The sequence below is a fragment of the Streptomyces sp. CG4 genome (assembly GCF_041080655.1).
GTDB lineage: Bacteria > Actinomycetota > Actinomycetes > Streptomycetales > Streptomycetaceae > Streptomyces.
This window is the reverse complement of the sequence record NZ_CP163525.1, coordinates 992,512-1,011,444: the sequence shown is the minus strand read 5'-3', so window position 1 is coordinate 1,011,444 and position 18,933 is coordinate 992,512. Positions and strand designations below refer to the sequence as shown.

Here is an 18,933-nt window from a genome sequence, read left to right as displayed (position 1 = left end):
GCGGAGACGGTCGGGTGCCGGGCCGAAGTGGGGACGGTCGGGTGCCGGGCCGCGCCGGGGACGGCGGGGTGCGGGGCCGGGGCGGGGACGGCGGGGTGTCGGGCCGGGGCGGGGACGGTCGGGTGTCGGGCCGGGCCGGGAACGGCGGGGTGCCCGGTCGGAGTGGAGACGCCCCGGTGCCGGGCCGGGCGCCGAGGGGTGCCCGGAGGGCCTCGGCGGCGAAGGCCCGTCGGAAGGCCGGGGTGCCCGGCGTCGCCCGGAGGGCCGGGTCACCGGCCTCAGTGTTTTCGAGTGCGGCACCGATGTGCGGCGAGACGGCGCCGGGGCCGGGCGGATCGTCAAGGTGTGGGGGCTCGGGGGGATCCGGATCGGCGACGCGCTCGGCCGGCCCGCGGCGGCGTACGGGCACCACTTCGCACCGCCCACCCTGGAGACCGTCGTCGTCCCCGGCCCCGGTACCGACCGGCGCTCGCTGCACCTCGCGCTCACCCAGCTCGCCGAACAGGACCCGCTCATCGGCGTCCGCCACGACGAGCAGCGCGGGGAGACCTCGGTGTCCCTCTACGGCGAGGTGCAGAAGGAGGTCGTCCAGGCCACCCTCGCCGAGGAGTACGGCCTGGACGTCGCCTTCCGCGAGACGACCACCCTGTGCATCGAGCGGCCGGTCGGCACCGGGCAGGCGGTGGAGTTCAACAAGAAGGACCCCAACCCGTTCCTGGCCACCGTCGGCCTGCGCGTCGAGCCCGCACCGCCCGGCTCGGGCGTCGCGTTCCGGCTGGCGGTGGAGCTGGGCTCGATGCCGTACGCCTTCTTCAAGGCCGTGGAGGACACCGTCCGCGAGACGCTCGGCCAGGGACTGCACGGCTGGCAGGTCCCCGACTGCACGGTCACCATGACCCACTCCGGCTACTCGCCCCGGCAGAGCCACGCCCACCAGGGCTTCGACAAGAGCATGTCGAGCACCGGTTACGACTTCCGGGGCCTGACCCCGCTCGTCCTGGCCGAGGCGCTGCGCCGGGCGGGCACCCTGGTGCACGAGCCCCTGCACCGCTTCCGCCTGGAGGCCCCGGCGGACACGCTGGGCGCGCTGCTCCCGGTGCTGGCCCGGCTCGGCGCCGTACCGGAGACCACCGGCGCGCTAGGCGCGGCCTGTGTGCTGGAGGGCACGGTGCCGGCCGCGCGGGTGCACGAGCTGGAGCAGCGGCTGCCCGGGCTCACCCGGGGCGAGGGGGAGCTGGAGACCGCCTTCGACCACTACGCGCCGGTCACCCGGGGCACGATCCCGGAACGGCCGCGCACCGACCACAACCCGCTGAACCGGAAGCAGTACCTGCTGAACGTGATGCGCAGGGTGGGGGAGCGGACCAGCTGAGCTGACTCAGAGTCAACTTACTTGTGAGTCAGGTGGTATTGACGCTGTACGGAGCCCGTCGGATTGTGGTGGGCATGCCGAATTTCCGGGTGCGTGTGCTGGTTGTTCTGGTCGTCCTCAGCGGATTCCTGACGGTGGCGGGCCGCCCGCCCGCCACCGCCGCCACCCCCGCCTCGCCTTCCGACTCCCTCTGGTTCGACGGCGCCCCGCTCACCGTGCAGGGCGGCCGCTTCACCGATGGCCAGGGCCGCGAGATCGTCCTGCGCGGCTACAACGTCTCCGGTGAGACCAAGCTGGAGGAGAACGGCGGGCTGCCCTTCGCCTCGGTCGCCGATGCCCGAAGATCGGCGACCGCGCTGCGCGCCCTCGGCGGCGCGAACTCGGTCCGCTTCCTGCTCTCCTGGGCGCACGCCGAACCCGTGCGCGGCCAGGTGGACACCGGCTATCTGGCCGCCGTCACCGAGCAGATGCGCGCCTTCCTGGACGCGGGCATCAGGGTCTTCCCCGACTTCCACCAGGACCTCTACTCCCGCCACCTGTTCAACAGCGGGAGCTGGTACACGGGTGACGGCGCCCCCAAGTGGGTGGTGGACGCGGGGAGTTACCCGTCCGAGTCCTGCGGCATCTGCCTCTTCTGGGGCCAGAACATCACCCAGAACGCGGCCGTGCAGAAGGCTCAGTACGACTTCTGGCACAGCAGCCACGGCCTCCAGGACGCCTTCCTCACCACCGCCCAGGCGGCCATGACCTACCTCCAACAGCACCTCACCGGCACGGAATTCGCGGACATCGCCGGCTTCGACCCGTACAACGAGCCCTACGCGGGCAGTTACGACTCCGGGCAGACCTCCCGCACCTGGGAGAAGGACCTGTTGTGGCCGTTCTACGAGAAGTTCCGCGCCCGCATGGACGCCGCCGGCTGGCAGGACAAGCCCGCCTTCGTGGAGCCCAACCTCTTCTGGAACGCCAACATCTCCACCCAGAAACAGGAGGGCGGCCTGCTGGACGCGGGCACCCTCGGCCCGCGCTATGTCCTCAACACCCACTTCTACGACCAGAAGGCCATCTCCGGCGTCCTGATGTGGGGCAAGGCCGCCGACGGCCAGTACGCCGCCGACTTCGCCACCGTCCGCGACCGCGCCGCCTCCGCGGGCACCACGGCCGTGGTCAGCGAGTTCGGCCACCCGCTGTCCGGCACGGTCTCCGACAAGGCGCCGACGGTCCTGAAGGCGATGTACGAAGGCCTCGACTCCCGCCTGCCGGGCGCGAGTTGGTGGTCGAACCCGTCCGCCTCGGGTCCGGTCCTGTCCGGCACCCAGTGGCAGTGGGACCTCTACAGCGGCCGGCACCACGAGCTGATGAACGGCAACCCCGGCAAGGTGCTCACCTCTGGCGACGCCTGGAACGACGAGGACCTGTCCGCCGTGGACCTGGACGACTCCGGAAACGTCACCCTGCGCCAGGACGCCCGGCTGCTCGACCGCCTCTACCCGAGCGCCACCGCCGGTACGACCCTCGCCTTCACCTACGAGGACCGCTCCCGCGACGGCTCCACGACCCTCACCTGGAACCCGGTGCCGAGCTCCCTGCCCGACGTGGCGAAGCTCGTCGGCTCCGGCCAGTACGGGCTGCTGGTGTGGCGTTCCGGCACCGGCACCGCGCCCACCGAACTGCACCTGCCGGCGACCTTCCCGACCGCGTCCACCACGGTCGTCTCCGACCTCGGTACGGTGTACGGCCCGCCCGCCCACACCGCTTCGACGCCGGTGGCCGTCGCGCCCGAACCGGGCGGCACGGGCAGCCGCCGGCTGCTGCTCACCGACCCGGACTCCGGCGTCCTGCACTACGCGCTGGTGACCAACGGAGCCACCGCACCCTCGGCGGACCTGCTCGGCGCGGCCAGGTCCGAGCTTGCCGGGTGGGCGGCGGCGCACTTCTGAGAGGTGTCAAGAGTTCTGAGGCCCTTGAGCAGAAGCCGTACGGCCTCCGGGAAGAATGGGGTCCCCCCGGAGGCCGCCGGCGCTCAACTCCCCGTCGCGCCCGTCCAGTCGGCCGGGACATGCCCCAGCCGGACGCGCTGCGGATGGTCGCCGACCGGCACGGAGAGCACCTTCTGGCCGGTGGCGAAGTCGATGGCCGTGATCCGGTCGGCGCCGGCCTCGGAGATGATGCAGTCCTTGCCGTCGCCACTCACGGTCGCCCAGTACGGCGTCGACGCGGTGACGAGCGGGCCGACGTCGAAGGAGGCCCGGTCGACCACGGTCGCGTAGTTGTCCATCGTCCCGGCGACACACAGTTTGGTGCCCTCGGGGTTCATCGAGATGCCATGGTGGCGCGAGTCCAGCAGCCACGTGGTGCGGTCCGGGTTGGTCGCCGGGTTCTCCGGCAGCGTCTTCACCCGGGTGATCTTGTCCGTGGCCACGTCGTACTCCAGGAAGCCGTTGAAGAACGACACCTGGAAGTACAGTTTGGACCAGTCCGGTGTGAAGGCGGCGGGGCGGACCGCGTCGGAGAAGCCCTTCAGCCCGATCGCGTCCAGCCGCTGCCGCATGTCGATGGTCCTGACCTGCTTGAACGTGCTCGCGTCGACCACGGTGATGTGGCGGTCGCCCTTGGTCCAGTCCCAGGCCGGGTCGTCGAGGGAGGTGGTCACCTCGCCGATGGACATGTTCCAGATGTACGTGCCGCCGTTCGTGAAGAAGTTCTCGTGCGGCTTGTCACCGGTGTCGAACTCGCCCACTTCCTTACCGGTGCCGATGTCCAGCACCTGCACCTTGTTCGCCGTCGAGGCCGAGACCGCGACCCGGGTGCCGTCGGGCGAGACCGCCATGTGGTCGGCCCGGTAACCGGCCACCGGGAAACGCCAGTTGACCTTGTCGGTGGCCAGGTCGATGGAGACGACGTCGGCGAAGCTGGGCCGGGAGACGACCACGGACTTCCCGTCGGGCGTGGAGTACATGTCGTCCGCGTACTGGTCGTGTCCCTGGCCGACCTCGTTGCGGATGGACGTGTAGTAGATCCACTTGACCGGGTCGGCGTTGATCTCCGCCAGCCGCTGCGCCTTGTCGGGGATGACATCGATCCGGCCGACCTTCGCGAAGTCGCCGGAGGAATTGACGACATCTGCGGTGCCGTCCCAGTTGTTGCCGACGAACAGCACCTCGCGCAGTCCGCCGGAGTTGCCGCTCGCGGCGGAGGCGGCGGTCGCCGGACCGGCGACGGTCAGGGCGAGGGCGGCGGCCACGGAGCAAAGGTGCCTGGTTCTGGAGGCAGGCATGACTGCTCTCTTTCCTCGGGGGAATCTGAACACGGGCGCATTCACAGTGAACTTACTGAAAAGTAAGGAGAGGGCGGGTTACTCGACAAGATGTGTGCACGACAAGATTGGGGGTCGGTGGGGCGACGGAGGGGGAAAGCGTGGCGGGCAGGCTCAAGGCGCCGACGGGCCGCTACGGCGGCCGTACGGCCGAGGACCGGCAGGCCGAGCGGCGCCGGCGCTTTCTGGACGCGGCCCTGGACCTGTTCGGCGGCGCGCCCGGCTACCGCGCTACGACCGTCGCCGCGCTGAGCCAGGCCGCCGGCCTGTCCACCCGGCAGTTCTACGAGGAGTTCCGCACCCTGGAGGACGTCCTCGCCGCACTGCACCTGGAGGTCAACGGCTGGGCCGAGCGGGCGGTGCTGGACGCCCTGGCCGGGGCGGACGGTCTGCCGCTGGCCGAGCGCGCCGCCGCGCTCTTCCGCGCCTACGCCCGTGACGTCACCTGCGATCCGCGCCGCATCCGCATCACCTTCGTGGAGATCGTCGGCGTCAGCCCCCGTCTGGAGGAGCAGCGCCTGGCCCGTCGGGCCCGCTGGATCGACCTCATCCGGGCCGAGGCGGACGCGGCCGCGGTGCGCGGGGAGGCGGCGCCCCGTGACTACCGGCTCGCGGCGACGGCCTTCGTCGGCAGCGTCAACGGCCTCCTGCACGACTGGAGCGCCGGCTGGGTGGACGCCACGCTGGACGAGGTGGTCGACGAGCTGGTGCGGTTGCTGCTGGGCATGCTCCGCCCGCAGGGCTGGCGGCCCGCGACCGCGTGACGGGGGCGCCGTGCGGCCGCGTGCCAAGAGGCGCACCGCGAAGCACGTCGGCGCAGGTCAGCGCGGGGGTGTGCGGCTCGGCGCGCGGGATCGGCGCGGAGCTGGTCTGCTGGTGCGGGGGTGTCGTACCCGTGCTCCGGAGCCTTGAAGACACACCGGCAGACGCAGGAGAGCCAGATGAGTACGTATCGAGTCGCGCAGGTGACCGCCCCGAACGGCGCGTTCGAGCTGGTCGAGCGAGAAGTGCCGCAGCCCGGGCCCGGCGAGGTGAGGATCGCCGTGGAGGCGTGCGGGATCTGCCACAGTGACGCCCTCTTCGTGAGCGGCGGAGTTCCGGGCTTGTCGTTCCCCGAGGTGCCCGGACACGAGATAGCGGGGCACATCGAGGAACTGGGCCAAGGCGTGCTGGAGCGGGGCTGGAAGGTCGGTGACCGGGTGGCGGTCGGCTGGTTCGGCGGCAGCTGCGGGCACTGCGCGCCGTGCCGGCGGGGCGACTTCATCGTGTGCACGAACCTGAAGGTCCCGGGGTGGGCCTACGACGGGGGCTTCGGTGAGAAGGTCGTCGCGCCCGCCGACGCGCTGGCCCGGATTCCGGACGGACTGTCGGCGGCCGACGCGGGACCGATGGCCTGTGCGGGCGTGACCACGTTCAACGGGTTGCGGCGCAGCTCGGCCCAGCCGGGGGACCTGGTCGCCGTGCTCGGTCTCGGCGGTCTGGGACATCTCGGGGTGCAGTACGCCGTCGCGATGGGCTTCGAGACCGTGGGGATCGCGCGGGGCGCGGAGAAGGCAGACTTCGCCAAGCAGCTGGGCGCCCACCACTACATCGACAGCACCTCCGGCACCCCGGTCGCCGAGGCTCTGCAGTCCCTCGGCGGCGCCAAGGCCGTCCTGGCCACCGCCGGGAACTCCGAGGCCATCACGGCCACCGTGGACGGGCTGGCGCCCCGCGGTGAGCTCGTGGTCATCGGCGCGGACACCGCACCGATGGGCATCAGTCCGACCCAGCTGCTCATGGCCGGTCGTGTCGTCCGCGGCCACCCGTCCGGCACCGCCCAGGACGTGGCGGACACCATGGCCTTCAGCGCCCTGCACGGCATCCGGCCGATGGTCGAGCCCGTGCCGCTGGACCGTGCGGACGAGGCCTACCAGAAGATGCTCGCGGGCAGGGCCCGCTTCCGGATGGTGCTCAGCAACGGCTGACGCCCGCATGCCGGACCGGCCGGCGCTCGGCAACGGCTGACGCCCTGGGCGCGCCCGGCCGATGCCCGGGGGCCGGCCCGGCCGACGCCCGCCTCCCGGCGGCGCGCACCACCGGCCCGGCGGTCAGCCGCCGAGCCGTTCCAGTGCCGCCAGGACCGGTGCCGCGCCGTCCTCGGCGCGGAGGCGGGCGCCCAGGGCGCGCGCCCGCTCCCGGTACCCCGGCGCGCGGGTGGCGCGTACCAGGGCCGAGGCCAGGGCCTGCGAGGTGAGGCGGCGCAGCGGTACGAGGTCCGGGGCGACGCCCAGCGCGACCAGCCTGGCGGACCAGAACCCCGCGTCGAACTGGACCGGCACCGGCACGGCCGGCACCCCGGCGCGCAGCCCCGCCGCGGTCGTCCCCGCACCCGCGTGGTGGACCACGGCGGCCATGCGCGGGAAGAGCAGCGCGTGCGGCACCTCGTCGACGGTCAGCATGTCGTCGCCGGCGGCCGTGAGCCCGCCCCAGCCGCGCTGGATCACCCCGCGCAGCCCGGCCCGCCGCAGTGCCGACACCACCTGGGCGCTGAGCCGGCCGGCGTCCGGCACCGTGGCGCTGCCCAGGCCGACGAAGACCGGTGCCGGACCGGCGTCGAGGAACTCCCTTACCTCGTCCGGCAGTTGGCTCTCGGTGTCGTACGGCCACCAGTAGCCGCTCACCGTCAGACCCGGCCGCCAGTCCCGGGGCCGGGGCACCACCAGCGGGCTGAAGCCGTGGTGTACCGGCCAGAGCCGCCGCTCCCGGGCCCGCAGCGCGGCACCGGCCCGCACCGCCGGCAGGCCGAGTCGCCCGCGTACCCCGGACACCGCGCCCGTGAAGATGTGTTCCGTGGTGAGGCACACGCCGTGCCCGGCCACCCGGTTCAGCGCCGGTCCCCAGGAGCCGCCGCCGAGCACGGGAGGACTGAACTCCCTTGTTCCGCTGAGGGGTTGGAGATAGACGCCCATGCTCGGCAGTCGCAGGCCCTCGGCGATGGCGTGGCCGAGCGGGGCCAGCGAGGCGGACAGCAGCAGAACCTCGCTGTCGCGGGCCGCCGTGACCAGGTCCTCGGTCATCCGCCCGACGACCCGGCGCGCCATGCCCGCCAGGCGCAGCAGCTTCCCGGCCTCACTGGCGCTGCGGTGCAGGCCCCGGCCGCGCGGCGACTCCAGCTCGGCCAGCGGATCGACCGGCAGCCCGTGGAACCGCACGCCGGAGCCCGCCACCAGCGGCTCGAAGCGGGCGTGGGTGACCAGGGTGACCTCGTGCCCGGCCAGCGTGAGCCGGTGGCCCAGTCCGGTGTAGGGGGCGACATCGCCCCGGGAACCCGCCGTCATGATCGCAACGCGCACGACGGCCAGTATGGCCGCATTCCGCCCCGCGCGGGTTCAACGCCCCGACAGCGGAGGCGGGTTCAAGCCTGTCACGGCCGTTGACTTCACCCACGGGCGCCTCTACGGTCGGCGCCACATGTTCGGTTCGCCGATCCAGGTTCGAAATATCGACCATGTCGATCGTCGTGGAGTCCGTTCCGCACGCGGAGGCGCCGATGTACCCCCCACCCCGTCCGACCGCCGAAGGCTTCGTACGCCGCTGCAGAGCCGGCGCCGTACGCGCGCTCGTCCTGGCCCTCGTCGCGGCCACCGCCCTGCTCTTCACCCAGCCGGGCCCGGCGCAGGCCGCGACGGTACGTCAGATCCCGGTGCCCGCCGCACCGATGGGCTGGGCCTCCTGGAACAGCTTCGCCGCGAAGATCGACTACAGCGTCATCAAGCGCCAGGTCGACGCGTTCGTCGCCACCGGACTCCCGGACGCCGGATACACGTACATCAACATCGACGAGGGCTGGTGGCAGGGCACCCGCGACAGCGCCGGCGACATCACCACCGACACGAGCGAGTGGCCCGGCGGGATGAGCGCCATCGCCGACTACATCCACAGCAAGGGCCTGAAGGCGGGCATCTACACCGACGCCGGCAGGAACGGCTGCGGCTACTACTACCCGACCGGTCGCCCCGCCGCCCCGAACACCGGCAGCGAGGGCCACTACGACCAGGACATGCTGCAGTTCTCGAAGTGGGGCTTCGACTTCGTCAAGGTCGACTGGTGCGGCGGCGACGCCGAGGGACTGGACGCGGCCACGACGTACAAGGCGATCAGCGGGGCCGTCACCCAGGCCGCCGCGACCACCGGCCGCCCGCTCACTCTCTCCGTCTGCAACTGGGGCAAGCAGAACCCCTGGAACTGGGCGCCGGGCCTCGCCCCGATGTGGCGCACCAGCACGGACATCATCTACTACGGCGACACGCCCTCGCAGAGCGGCATGCTGTCCAACTTCGACCAGGCCCTGCACCCGGCCGCCCAGCACACCGGCTTCCACAACGACCCCGACATGCTGATGGTCGGCATGCCGGGCTTCACCGCCGCGCAGAACCGCACCCACATGGCCCTGTGGGCGATCTCCGGCGCCCCGCTGCTGGCGGGCAACGACCTCACCACAATGACCGGTGAGACGGCCGCGATCCTGAAGAACCCCGAGGTCGTCGCCGTCGACCAGGACCCGCGCGGATTGCAGGGCGTCAAGGTCGCCGAGGACACCACCGGTCTTCAGGTCTACGGCAAGGTCCTTTCCGGCACCGGCAACCGCGCCGTCGTCCTCCTCAACCGCACCTCGGCCGCGCAGAACATCACCGTCCGCTGGTCCGACCTCGGCCTGACCGGAGCCACGGCCACCGTCCGGGACCTGTGGGCGCGGCGGAACGCCGGTTCCCACGCGACGAGTTACACCGCCGCCGTCCCCGCGGGCGGCTCGGTGCTGCTCCAGGTCAGAGGCACCGAGGCGGCGAGCGGCGACCACAGCGCCACCTCCACCGGCACGTACCAGGGCGTGACCGCCGCGAGCACCGGTGTGCACGTGGCCGACATCGCCTACACCAACACCGCCTCCACGCCCGCCACCGCCACCCTTCAGGTCAACGGCCAGACCCCGACGACGGTGTCCTTCCCGCCCACCGGCACCACCCAGGGCACGGTCTCGGTCCAGGTGAACCTCACCAAGGGGAACGGCAACTCCCTCACCTTCACCGGAGGCCCGTCCCTGGGCGGACTCACGGTACGTCCGATACCCGGCACCGACGGCACCCTCCTCGCCGGCGCACCGTCCGGCCGCTGCGCCGACCTCTACGACAACACGATCACCAACGGCACCCAGGCCGAGCTGTGGGACTGCAACGGCGGCGCCAACCAGGCCTGGACGTACACCTCCCGCAAGGAACTCGTCGTCTACGGCGACAAATGCCTCGACGCCTACAACCTCGGCACCACCGACGGCACCAAGGTCGTGATCTGGGACTGCAACGGCCAGGACAACCAGAAGTGGACGGTGAACGCCGACGGCACCATCACCAACGTCCACGCGGGTCTGTGCCTGGACGCGGACAACGCCGCCACAGGCAACGGCACCTCGCTGGTGCTGTGGAACTGCAACGGCGGCGCCAACCAGAAGTGGTCCCGGACCTGACCCGTGGCCGCGCTATGCGGCGGCGGACGCCAGCAGCAGGCCCGCCGCCGTCAGCAGCGCACACCCCACGAGCACCCACGCCAGCAGGCGCTGCCGCAGAGCCCGGTAGCGGCCCTCGTACATCTGCCGCAGTTCCTCGCCGCGTTGGGCGGTGCGCTGCCACGACAGCCGGGACACTGCCACGTACTCCGCCTCGAACTCCCCCTCCAGCGCGTCCTGTTGGGTCTGAGTGAGCCAGCCCAGCCGGGATGCGGTGCGCGCCGCCGCCGTCCAGCCCTCCTCCCGTGCGGCGGCCAGCAGCAGATGACCCTCGATCGCCCGGACGAGTGCCCGCTCCTCCTGTGCCGTCATCGTGCGGTCAACTCCTTTTCCGGCAGGGACGTTTCCGGGTGGTGCAGGTCGAACGCCGGGGATTCGCTGCGGATCCGGGGCAGGGTGAGGAAGTTGTGCCGCGGGGGCGGGCAGGAGGTCGCCCACTCCAGCGAACGGCCGTAGCCCCAGGGGTCGTCGCTCCCGACCCGCTCGCCGTACTTGGCCGTCTTCCAGACGTTGTAGAAGAACGGGAGCATCGAGGAGCCGAGCAGGAACGAGAAGATCGTCGAGACCGTGTTGAGCGTGGTGAGTCCCTCGACCGCGAGATAGTCGGGAATTCTGCGCTGCATTCCGTTCGTGCCCAGCCAGTGCTGGACCAGGAAGGTGCCGTGGAAGCCGACGAACAGCGTCCAGAAGGTGATCTTTCCGAGGCGCTCGTCCAGCATCTTGCCGGTCCACTTCGGCCACCAGAAGTGGAATCCCGCGAACATCGCGAAGACCACCGTGCCGAAGAGGACGTAGTGGAAGTGGGCCACCACGAAATAGGAGTCGGAGGTGGCGAAGTCGAGCGGTGGCGAGGCAAGCATGACACCGGTCAGCCCGCCGAAGACGAACGTGACGAGGAAACCCGTCACCCAGAGCATCGGCGTCTCGAAGGACAACGAGCCCTTCCACATCGTGCCGATCCAGTTGAAGAACTTCACCCCGGTCGGTACGGCGATCAGGAAGGTCAGGAAGGAGAAGAACGGCAGCAGCACACCGCCGGTCACGTACATGTGGTGGGCCCACACCGTCACGGACAGACCGGCGATCGCGATGGTCGCGGCGATCAGGCCCATGTAGCCGAACATCGGCTTGCGGGAGAACACCGGGATCACCTCGGAGATAATGCCGAAGAACGGCAAGGCGATGATGTACACCTCTGGGTGTCCGAAGAACCAGAAGAGGTGTTGCCACAGCAAGGCGCCGCCGTTGGCGGCGTCGAAGACATGGGCGCCGAACTTGCGGTCCGCCTCCAGGGCGAACAGCGCGGCCGCGAGGACCGGGAAGGCGAGCAGGACCAGGACACCGGTGAGCAGCACGTTCCACACGAAGATCGGCATGCGGAACATGGTCATGCCCGGGGCGCGCATGCAGATGATCGTGGTGATGAAGTTGACCGAGCCGAGGATGGTGCCGAAGCCGGAGAAGGCCAGACCCATGATCCACATGTCGGCGCCGACACCCGGGCTGCGGACCGCGTCCGACAGCGGCGAGTAGGCGAACCAGCCGAAGTCGGCCGCGCCCTCGGGGGTGAGGAAGCCGCCCACCGCGATCGTGGAGCCGAACAGGTACAGCCAGTAGGCGAACATGTTCAGCCGCGGGAACGCCACGTCCGGCGCGCCGATCTGCAGCGGCATGATCCAGTTCGTGAAGCCGGCGAACAGCGGCGTCGCGAACATCAGCAGCATGATCGTGCCGTGCATCGTGAACGCCTGGTTGAACTGCTCGTTCGACATGATCTGCAGACCCGGCCGGGCCAGCTCGGCGCGCATGAGCAGCGCCATCACGCCACCGATCAGGAAGAACACGAACGCGGTGACCAAATAGAGCGTTCCGATCGTCTTGTGATCGGTCGTCGTCAGCCACCGCACGGCGCGGAAGCCCCTGAAATCTCTGATCCTCTTCACGCCCCGCCTGTGTCCGCGCCCGGCCCGCCGGTCACACTCGGACGACGCGAGAAGCATCACGGAAGAAGGGTGTGACGATCCGGGCGGTGCCGGACACGAACCGAACATGAGCAACGACGAGACCTTCGCCGCTGCCTATCGCGAGCACTACTGGGCGGTCAGCCGCTATGTCGCGCGGCGACTGCCCGGACGGGCCGACGAGGTGGAGGAAGTGGTGGCCGAGGTGTTCACGGTCGCCTGGCGGCGCCGGCGCGACCTGCCGGACGCGCCGCTGCCCTGGTTGTACGGGGTCGCCCGCAACTGCCTGGCGAACGCGGTACGCGGTCATGGGCGCCGGCGCAGACTGGTGGACCGGCTGGGCAACGACGAGGCCGCGCACGGCCGGCACATCGTGGACAGCCCCGACGTGGAGGCGCCGGGAGCCTGGGTGCACGAGGCCCTGGACCGGCTCTCCCCGGCCGACCAGGAGGTACTGCGCCTCGCGGCCTGGGAGGAACTCGACACCGAACAGATCGCGGTCGCGCTGGGCTGCGGCCGACGCGCGGCGGCGATGCGCCTGCACCGCGCCCGCCGCCGGCTGCGCGCCGAAATCGACCGCACGCGCCCCGCGACACCGGCGGCCGCCCCGTCGCCCGGACAACTGCCGGGTGACGGCGGTCCCGTGACCGATCCGGCCCGCACCGAGGACGAGCCACCCGCCGACGAGGACGGCCCCTGCCCCTCCCGGCGCATGCCGCACCCCGCCGGCCCCGCCGCCGTACCCTCCCGCAAGGACCCCCGCCATGCCTGACGAACTCGACCTCCTGCGCCGCGCCGACCCGGTCCCGCCCCATGGCCCGCACTTCGGCGACGGCCCGCTGGACCATCGCGCCGAGCGGCGGCTGGAGTTGCTGCTGCGCGCGGACGACGACCCCGGCGCCCGGCGCCGGACCCCGCGCGCCCGGCTGCTGTGGGGCCTCGCCGCCACCGCCGTCGTCCTCGCGACCACCCTCACCGCACTGCTGGGCGGACCGAGCGGTCAGCCCGCCGTCGCCGCGCCCCGCCCGCTGGCCGTCCGGGCGCACTCCACTGCCGTACCGCTTGACCGGATGGCCGAACTGGCCGCCGCGGCCGCCGCGGACGGCTCACCCGGCCTGCGCAGGGGCACCCATGTCCAGTCCTGGAGCCTCGGTATGAGCGACGACGAACCGCCCGTGACCCTCCCCGAGGAGCGCGTCGTCCGCTGGAACGCCGACGACAGCCACACCGAGCTCGTCGTGGCCACCGACCCGCGCCATCCGGGCCGCCCCGTCCTCACCGACGGCGCCGCGGACGACGAGCCGCGCCCGGTGGCGGACGGGAAGGTGCTGAGCCGGACCACCTACCCGCCGAGCTGGAGCGATGCCCCGCCCGAGGCACGCCCCCCGCATGATCCGGTCACCCTGCGCGCCTACCTCGCCGAGACGGCCCGCACCGGCACGGGCTCCCTGTCCACCGCCGAACTTCTGGACTCCGTACAGGAGTTGCTGGACCACTGGACCCTGGGATCCCGCGAGTCGGCCGCCCTGGTGCGGATCCTCGCGGACGCCAAGGGCCTGCGCCCCGTCGGGCAGGTGACGGACCGGCTGGGCCGCCCCGGGCAGGCGTACGTCTGCGACGTCCCGGGCGAGCGGCGCATGCTGATCCTCGATCCGCGCACCGGTGCCGTCCTCGGTCTCGAAGCCACCTTCACCCGGGACGACGCCCGGTTCGGAGTGAAGGCCGGGGACGTGATGGAGTACAGCGCCTGGCTGCGCTGACTCCTGGGGCCGGCCCCGGCATGCCGGGGCCTATGCGCCGAGCTGCCGGGCGGCGGCCGCGACGGTCTGCTCCAGCAGCGTGGCGATCGTCATCGGCCCGACACCTCCCGGCACCGGCGTGATCAGCGAGGCGCGCTTCACAGCGGACAGGATGCCGTGCACGGCCGGGTCGGCCGACAACTCCCGCAGGGCGCCGACGAGTTCGGCGGTGATCGTGGTGGCGGGCAGGGTCACGTGCCGGGACGCGATACCGGCCTTGCGGCACCGGTTCTGCTTCATGCGGACATAGGTCACGGTGCCGCACGCTCCTGAGCTGGATCGACTCTCTCGCCCAGGCACGCGGCAACCACCACGGACCTTCCTCACGCTCGGCTTCGCTCGCGCGGGGCCCCACCCGGTGGTAATCCACCTCAGCGCCAGTCACGGCCCGCGTACAGCGTAACCAAGCATGCGTACGCCCCCGGCCCCGTGCTCACCGGCACCGGCCGTGCCGCCTGCGCAGCGCCTGCGGCAGCGGAGGACGCGGGCGAAGGCGCGCTGCTCGCAGCGCCGACCGCAGCAGAGCAGCGGACACCGGCAGGCCCGCCGCGGCAGCCGGTGCCCGGCGTCGGGGGCGGGCCCGCGGCAGCCGCCCAAGGCTCGCCCGGGCCGAGAAGGTCCAGGTCAGCCGGGAGGCGACCTGGACCCTCGCGTATCTCCTTCCGGCGCCCGTCATACCGGGTTGTGCCTACTCGTCCCAGGCCTGGATGATCAACTGGTCGGCTATCTTGCCGTTCCGCAGCGTGACCATCGACTCGGCGAGGACGCGGGTGCCGTCCCCGTACTGGCAGGACTCGGTGAACGCGGCGTGATCACCCTGGATGACGCACTGGCCCAGCTTGTGTGTCATGTCGCGGCGGTAGACGTCGTCCAGCAAGACGGCGATCTCACTCCGGCCGTGCAGCACGGTGGGGTGGCTGGGCTGGCTGTTGTGGTCGACGATGCGGATCTCGGCGTCGTCGGCGTAGAGCGACAGAAGGGTGTTCCCGGTGTTCCCTTCTATGCCCCGGCGCAGTGTCTCGGTGTCGAAGGCGGAACCTGTCGCGCTGCCCATCGTGACCTCCTTGGGGCGCCCGCGGCCCGGCAGGGCGCGGACCGCACGGACCGCCCACCCTTCGAGACTCCTCCGGCCCGGCGGCCTCGGCAAGCGCAGACGGCGGGTCCCACCGGCTCGCGCGACGCCGCTCAGCGCTGTGCGGTCCCGGACCCGGCGCCCGGACCCGACCGCAGCGCCGCCCAGTCGCGGGACAGCGCGAAGGCCGAGGCCGTACCGTCCGGGAGGCAGTCCGGCAGCAGCCGGGTGAGCCGGTCCGAGGGCCCCAGTTCCAGCCAGGTCCTGACCCCCTCGCGGTGCAGCAGGCCGACCGCCTCGGCGAAGCGCGCCGGTGCGCGCCGCACCCAGAAGTCCGGTCCGGCGGTCTCGGCGCCCACCGGGCGGGCGGTGACGTCGGAGACGAGGGGGAGGCGCGGCACACGCGGGCGGAGGGTGGCGAGGGTACGGCCGTAGGCGTCGAGGACGCCGTCCAGGCCGGGGGAGTGCGGCTCGGGAGCCGGGCGGCCGCCGAGGAGGCGGGCCAGGGTGCCGACCGCGTGGCAGGCCCCCGCCAGGGAGAACACACCGGCGGCATACGCCGCGGCCATCCGCCCGGCCGCCTGCCCGAACACCACGTCCGGCCGCATTCCCCAGCTGCGCAGCAGCCGGTACTGCGCCACCTGGAGCGCGAAGACCGCCGGCCCGGCGTACGACTCCCGGTCCAGCAGCGCGGCCGTACGCGTGCCGTCGTCGGCGAACATCACGCTTGCCAACGGCAGTTCGAGATACGGATCGAGCCGCGCGCAGACGGCGTCCAGCGCGTCGGCGAACTCCGGGAAGATGTCCCGGAGTTCACGGCCCGTTCCGGGGCGCGGCGCGGCACCGGCCGAGAACAGGAACGCGGTCCGTCCATTGCGGCCTTCGATGGGCATGTCCCCATTGAGGCATGACCCGGCCGACACCCATACCAGGCAAACTCATGCACCCAGCAAAAAGATTTCCATCATCGAATGATGTTATTCGGTCAAATTCCTGCCGGAGGTAGGCGCATTTTTTACGGCGGAGCCGGAAAGATCCACGGCCGCCGCCGTGCTCCGCCCCGCTGCCGATCGGTCGCGCGTAGGGTCGGCAGGGAAGGCAAACGAGGAAGGGGCCAGCCCATGGCGCAGGAAGTACGCGGCGTGATCGCACCGGGGAAGGACGAGCCGGTACGGGTCGAGACGATCGTGGTGCCGGATCCGGGGCCCGGCGAGGCCGTGGTGCGCGTCCAGGCCTGCGGTGTCTGCCATACCGACCTGCACTACAAACAAGGCGGAATCTCGGACGACTTCCCCTTCCTCCTCGGCCACGAGGCCGCCGGTGTCGTGGAGTCGGTCGGCGCGGGCGTGACCGATGTGGCACCGGGGGACTTCGTGATCCTCAACTGGCGTGCCGTGTGCGGGAACTGCCGGGCCTGTCTGCGCGGCCGGCCCTGGTACTGCTTCAACACGCACAACGCGAAGCAGAGAATGACCCTGGCCGACGGCACGGAGCTCTCGCCCGCCCTCGGCATCGGTGCGTTCGCCGAGAAGACACTCGTCGCCGCCGGCCAGTGCACCAAGGTCGACCCGGCCGTCTCCCCGGCGGTCGCCGGCCTGCTGGGCTGCGGGGTCATGGCCGGGATCGGCGCGGCGATCAACACGGGCGGCGTCGGCCGGGGCGACTCCGTCGCGGTCATCGGGTGCGGCGGTGTCGGCGACGCGGCCATCGCCGGGTCGAACCTCGCGGGCGCGGCGAAGATCATCGCCGTGGACATCGACGACCGCAAGCTGGACAAGGCCCGCACCCTGGGCGCCACCCACACCGTCAACTCCAAGGAGACCGACCCGGTCGCGGCGATCCGCGAACTGACCGGCGGCTTCGGCGCCGACGTCGTCATCGAGGCCGTCGGCTGCCCGGAGACGTACGAGCAGGCCTTCTACGCCCGCGATCTCGCCGGCACCGTCGTCCTCGTCGGCGTCCCCACCCCCGAGATGAAACTGGAACTGCCCCTGCTGGACGTCTTCGGCCGCGGCGGCGCCCTGAAGTCGAGCTGGTACGGCGACTGTCTGCCCTCCCGTGACTTTCCCCTGCTGATCGACCTGCACCTGCAGGGCCGGCTGCCGCTCGACGCGTTCGTCACCGAGACCGTTCAACTGGACGAGGTGGAGAAGGCGTTCGAGCGGATGCACCACGGCGACGTGCTGCGCTCGGTGGTGGTGCTCTGATGACCGTGCGCATCGAACGCCTCGTCACCTCGGGCAAGTTCAGCCTCGACGGCGGCACCTGGGACGTGGAGAACAACGTGTGGATCGTCGGCGACGAGCGGGAGGTGATCGTCATCGACGCCGCCCACGACGCCGACGCCATCGTCGCCGCGATCGACGACCGGCACCTGAGCGCCATCGTGTGCACCCACGCCCACAACGACCACGTCAACGCCGCACCGGAACTCGCCGCCCGCACCGGCGCCACCATCTGGCTGCACCCCGACGACCTGCCGCTGTGGAAGATGACCCACCCGGACCGCGACCCCGACCGGCACCTCCTGGACGGCCAGGTCATCGAGGCCGCCGGTGCCGACCTGACCGTGCTGCACACCCCGGGGCACGCCCCGGGCGCCGTCTGCCTCTACGACCCCGCGCTCGGCGCCGTCTTCACCGGGGACACCCTCTTCCACGGCGGTCCCGGCGCCACCGGACGCTCCTACTCCCACTTCCCCACGATCATCGACTCCATCCGTGACAAGCTCCTCACCCTCCCGCCGGAGACCAAGGTCCTCACCGGCCACGGTGACTCCACCACCATCGGTGCCGAGGCACCTCACCTGGAGGAGTGGATCAGGCGCGGCCATTGAGAACCCGCCGGAAACGGCGACAGGAGATGTCCGGCTTTCCCGCGACAGTGGACGACGACAGCAGTCGCAGCGCACGGGAGGCCGGACATGGCAGGACCGCTTGAGGACAAGGTGGCGCTGGTCGCGGGCGCGACCCGGGGTGCCGGACGGGGCATCGCCGTGGAACTGGGCGCGGCCGGCGCCACCGTCTACGTCACCGGCCGCAGCACACGCGAGCGCCGCTCGGAGTACGACCGCCCCGAGACCATCGAGGACACTGCCGACCTCGTCACCGCGGCCGGCGGACACGGCATCGCCGTCGCCGCCGACCACCTGGACAAGGCCGCCGTACGGGCCCTGGTCGACCGCATCGCCGACGAACAGGGCCGCCTCGACCTCCTCGTCAACGACATCTGGGGCGGCGAGAAACTCTTCGAGTGGGACACGACCATGTGGGAGCACGATCTGGACAACGGGCTCAGGCTCCTCCGGCTCGCGGTCGAGACCCACGCGATCACCAGCCACTTCGCGCTGCCCCTCCTGCTGCGCCACCCGGGCGGCCTGGTCGTGGAGATGACCGACGGCACCGCCGACTACAACCGCGACACCTACCGTGTGAACTTCTTCTACGACCTCGCCAAGGCGTCCGTACTGCGCATGGCCTTCGCCCTCGGCCATGAACTCGGCCCGCGCGGCGCCACCGCGCTCGCCCTCACCCCGGGCTGGCTGCGCTCGGAGCTGATGCTCGACGCGTACGGCGTCCGTGAGGACAACTGGCGCGACGCCCTCGCCCGCCAACCGCACTTCGCCATCTCCGAGACCCCGCGCTACGTGGGCCGCGCCGTCGCCGCCCTGGCCGCCGACCCCGACGTGGCCCGCTTCAACGGACAGTCCCTCTCCAGCGGCGGCCTCGCCCAGGTGTACGGCTTCACCGACCTCGACGGCAGCCGCCCCGACGCCTGGCGGTACCTGGTCGAGGTGCAGGACGCGGGCAAGCCGGCCGACGTCACCGGATACCGGTAGCAGGCGCTCGCCCTACCGGCAAAAAGCGCGCTC

The 18,933-nt window shown here is 71.5% G+C and carries 15 protein-coding genes and 2 pseudogenes; 10 read left to right on the top strand and 7 right to left on the bottom strand.

All coding sequences use genetic code 11. The features are described from left to right. Nucleotides 1-259: 259 nt before the first annotated feature. Both AB5L52_RS04705 and AB5L52_RS04700 read left to right on the top strand, forming a co-directional pair. Nucleotides 260-1,372 (top strand): annotated as a pseudogene (locus AB5L52_RS04705) (GTP-binding protein); the annotation flags it as partial. A gap of 74 nt (nucleotides 1,373-1,446) precedes the next feature. Then, nucleotides 1,447-3,312: a cellulase family glycosylhydrolase gene (locus AB5L52_RS04700; RefSeq protein ID WP_369362728.1), complete on the top strand. Its 1,866-nt coding sequence runs from the start codon at nucleotides 1,447-1,449 to the stop codon at nucleotides 3,310-3,312. An 83-nt stretch (nucleotides 3,313-3,395) separates the two neighbouring features. Here the strand turns inward: AB5L52_RS04700 and AB5L52_RS04695 are convergent, their stop codons facing one another. Next, nucleotides 3,396-4,649, bottom strand: coding sequence for a YncE family protein (locus AB5L52_RS04695; RefSeq protein WP_369362727.1), 1,254 nt, complete (start codon nucleotides 4,647-4,649; stop codon nucleotides 3,396-3,398). Nucleotides 4,650-4,789: 140 nt separating this feature from the next. Between AB5L52_RS04695 and AB5L52_RS04690 the strand changes: the two genes are divergently transcribed. Beyond that, on the top strand, nucleotides 4,790-5,452 hold the full coding sequence (locus tag AB5L52_RS04690) for a TetR/AcrR family transcriptional regulator (protein WP_369362726.1): 663 nt from the start codon (nucleotides 4,790-4,792) through the stop codon (nucleotides 5,450-5,452). Nucleotides 5,453-5,629: 177 nt separating this feature from the next. Further along, a complete protein-coding gene (locus AB5L52_RS04685) occupies nucleotides 5,630-6,655 on the top strand; it encodes an alcohol dehydrogenase (RefSeq protein WP_351032722.1) in 1,026 nt (341 codons plus the stop codon). A 123-nt stretch (nucleotides 6,656-6,778) separates the two neighbouring features. Here AB5L52_RS04685 and AB5L52_RS04680 read toward each other — a convergent pair whose 3' ends face one another. Continuing rightward, nucleotides 6,779-8,008, bottom strand: coding sequence for a glycosyltransferase (locus AB5L52_RS04680; protein WP_369368808.1), 1,230 nt, complete (start codon nucleotides 8,006-8,008; stop codon nucleotides 6,779-6,781). Between the two features lie 212 nt (nucleotides 8,009-8,220). Here AB5L52_RS04680 and AB5L52_RS04675 point away from each other — a divergent pair, with 212 nt between their 5' ends. Further along, complete coding sequence (locus AB5L52_RS04675; RefSeq protein ID WP_369368807.1) at nucleotides 8,221-10,191, top strand: ricin-type beta-trefoil lectin domain protein; 1,971 nt, start codon at nucleotides 8,221-8,223, stop codon at nucleotides 10,189-10,191. A 12-nt stretch (nucleotides 10,192-10,203) separates the two neighbouring features. On the opposite strand, the gene AB5L52_RS04670 is transcribed toward AB5L52_RS04675, so the two are convergent. After that, nucleotides 10,204-10,542: a hypothetical protein gene (locus tag AB5L52_RS04670; RefSeq protein WP_369362725.1), complete on the bottom strand. Its 339-nt coding sequence runs from the start codon at nucleotides 10,540-10,542 to the stop codon at nucleotides 10,204-10,206. Next, nucleotides 10,539-12,173 carry a cytochrome c oxidase subunit I gene (gene ctaD / locus AB5L52_RS04665; RefSeq protein ID WP_369362724.1) on the bottom strand — a complete coding sequence of 545 codons (1,635 nt, stop codon included), beginning with the start codon at nucleotides 12,171-12,173 and terminating at the stop codon, nucleotides 10,539-10,541. The genes AB5L52_RS04670 and ctaD overlap by 4 nt, the downstream gene beginning before the upstream one ends. A gap of 106 nt (nucleotides 12,174-12,279) precedes the next feature. Here ctaD and AB5L52_RS04660 point away from each other — a divergent pair, with 106 nt between their 5' ends. Both AB5L52_RS04660 and AB5L52_RS04655 read left to right on the top strand, forming a co-directional pair. After that, nucleotides 12,280-12,963, top strand: a complete 684-nt coding sequence (locus AB5L52_RS04660) for a sigma-70 family RNA polymerase sigma factor (protein ID WP_351579719.1) — start codon at nucleotides 12,280-12,282, stop codon at nucleotides 12,961-12,963. Next, nucleotides 12,956-13,951: a CU044_5270 family protein gene (locus AB5L52_RS04655; protein ID WP_369362723.1), complete on the top strand. Its 996-nt coding sequence runs from the start codon at nucleotides 12,956-12,958 to the stop codon at nucleotides 13,949-13,951. Before AB5L52_RS04660 ends, AB5L52_RS04655 begins: the two co-directional genes overlap by 8 nt. A gap of 30 nt (nucleotides 13,952-13,981) precedes the next feature. On the opposite strand, the pseudogene AB5L52_RS04650 reads toward AB5L52_RS04655, so the two are convergent. The 3 genes and pseudogenes from AB5L52_RS04650 to AB5L52_RS04640 all read right to left on the bottom strand — a co-directional run. Then, nucleotides 13,982-14,248, bottom strand: a pseudogene (locus tag AB5L52_RS04650) (bifunctional methylenetetrahydrofolate dehydrogenase/methenyltetrahydrofolate cyclohydrolase); the annotation flags it as partial. 430 nt (nucleotides 14,249-14,678) lie between these two features. Beyond that, nucleotides 14,679-15,044, bottom strand: coding sequence for a nuclear transport factor 2 family protein (locus AB5L52_RS04645; RefSeq protein ID WP_351032725.1), 366 nt, complete (start codon nucleotides 15,042-15,044; stop codon nucleotides 14,679-14,681). Nucleotides 15,045-15,175: 131 nt separating this feature from the next. Further along, the gene (locus AB5L52_RS04640) at nucleotides 15,176-15,955 is read right to left on the bottom strand and encodes an acyltransferase domain-containing protein (protein ID WP_369362722.1); all 780 of its coding nucleotides are present in this window, start codon (nucleotides 15,953-15,955) and stop codon (nucleotides 15,176-15,178) included. A 228-nt stretch (nucleotides 15,956-16,183) separates the two neighbouring features. Here AB5L52_RS04640 and AB5L52_RS04635 point away from each other — a divergent pair, with 228 nt between their 5' ends. The 3 genes from AB5L52_RS04635 to AB5L52_RS04625 all read left to right on the top strand — a co-directional run bounded on the left by AB5L52_RS04635 (nucleotide 16,184) and on the right by AB5L52_RS04625 (nucleotide 18,900). Next, a complete protein-coding gene (locus AB5L52_RS04635) occupies nucleotides 16,184-17,269 on the top strand; it encodes an S-(hydroxymethyl)mycothiol dehydrogenase (RefSeq protein ID WP_369362721.1) in 1,086 nt (361 codons plus the stop codon). Then, on the top strand, nucleotides 17,269-17,898 hold the full coding sequence (locus tag AB5L52_RS04630) for an MBL fold metallo-hydrolase (RefSeq protein ID WP_351579707.1): 630 nt from the start codon (nucleotides 17,269-17,271) through the stop codon (nucleotides 17,896-17,898). Before AB5L52_RS04635 ends, AB5L52_RS04630 begins: the two co-directional genes overlap by 1 nt. An 87-nt stretch (nucleotides 17,899-17,985) precedes the next feature. Next, entirely contained in the window at nucleotides 17,986-18,900 is a 915-nt protein-coding gene (locus tag AB5L52_RS04625; RefSeq protein ID WP_369362720.1) for an SDR family oxidoreductase, read from the top strand. The last annotated feature ends 33 nt before the right edge of the window (nucleotides 18,901-18,933 follow it).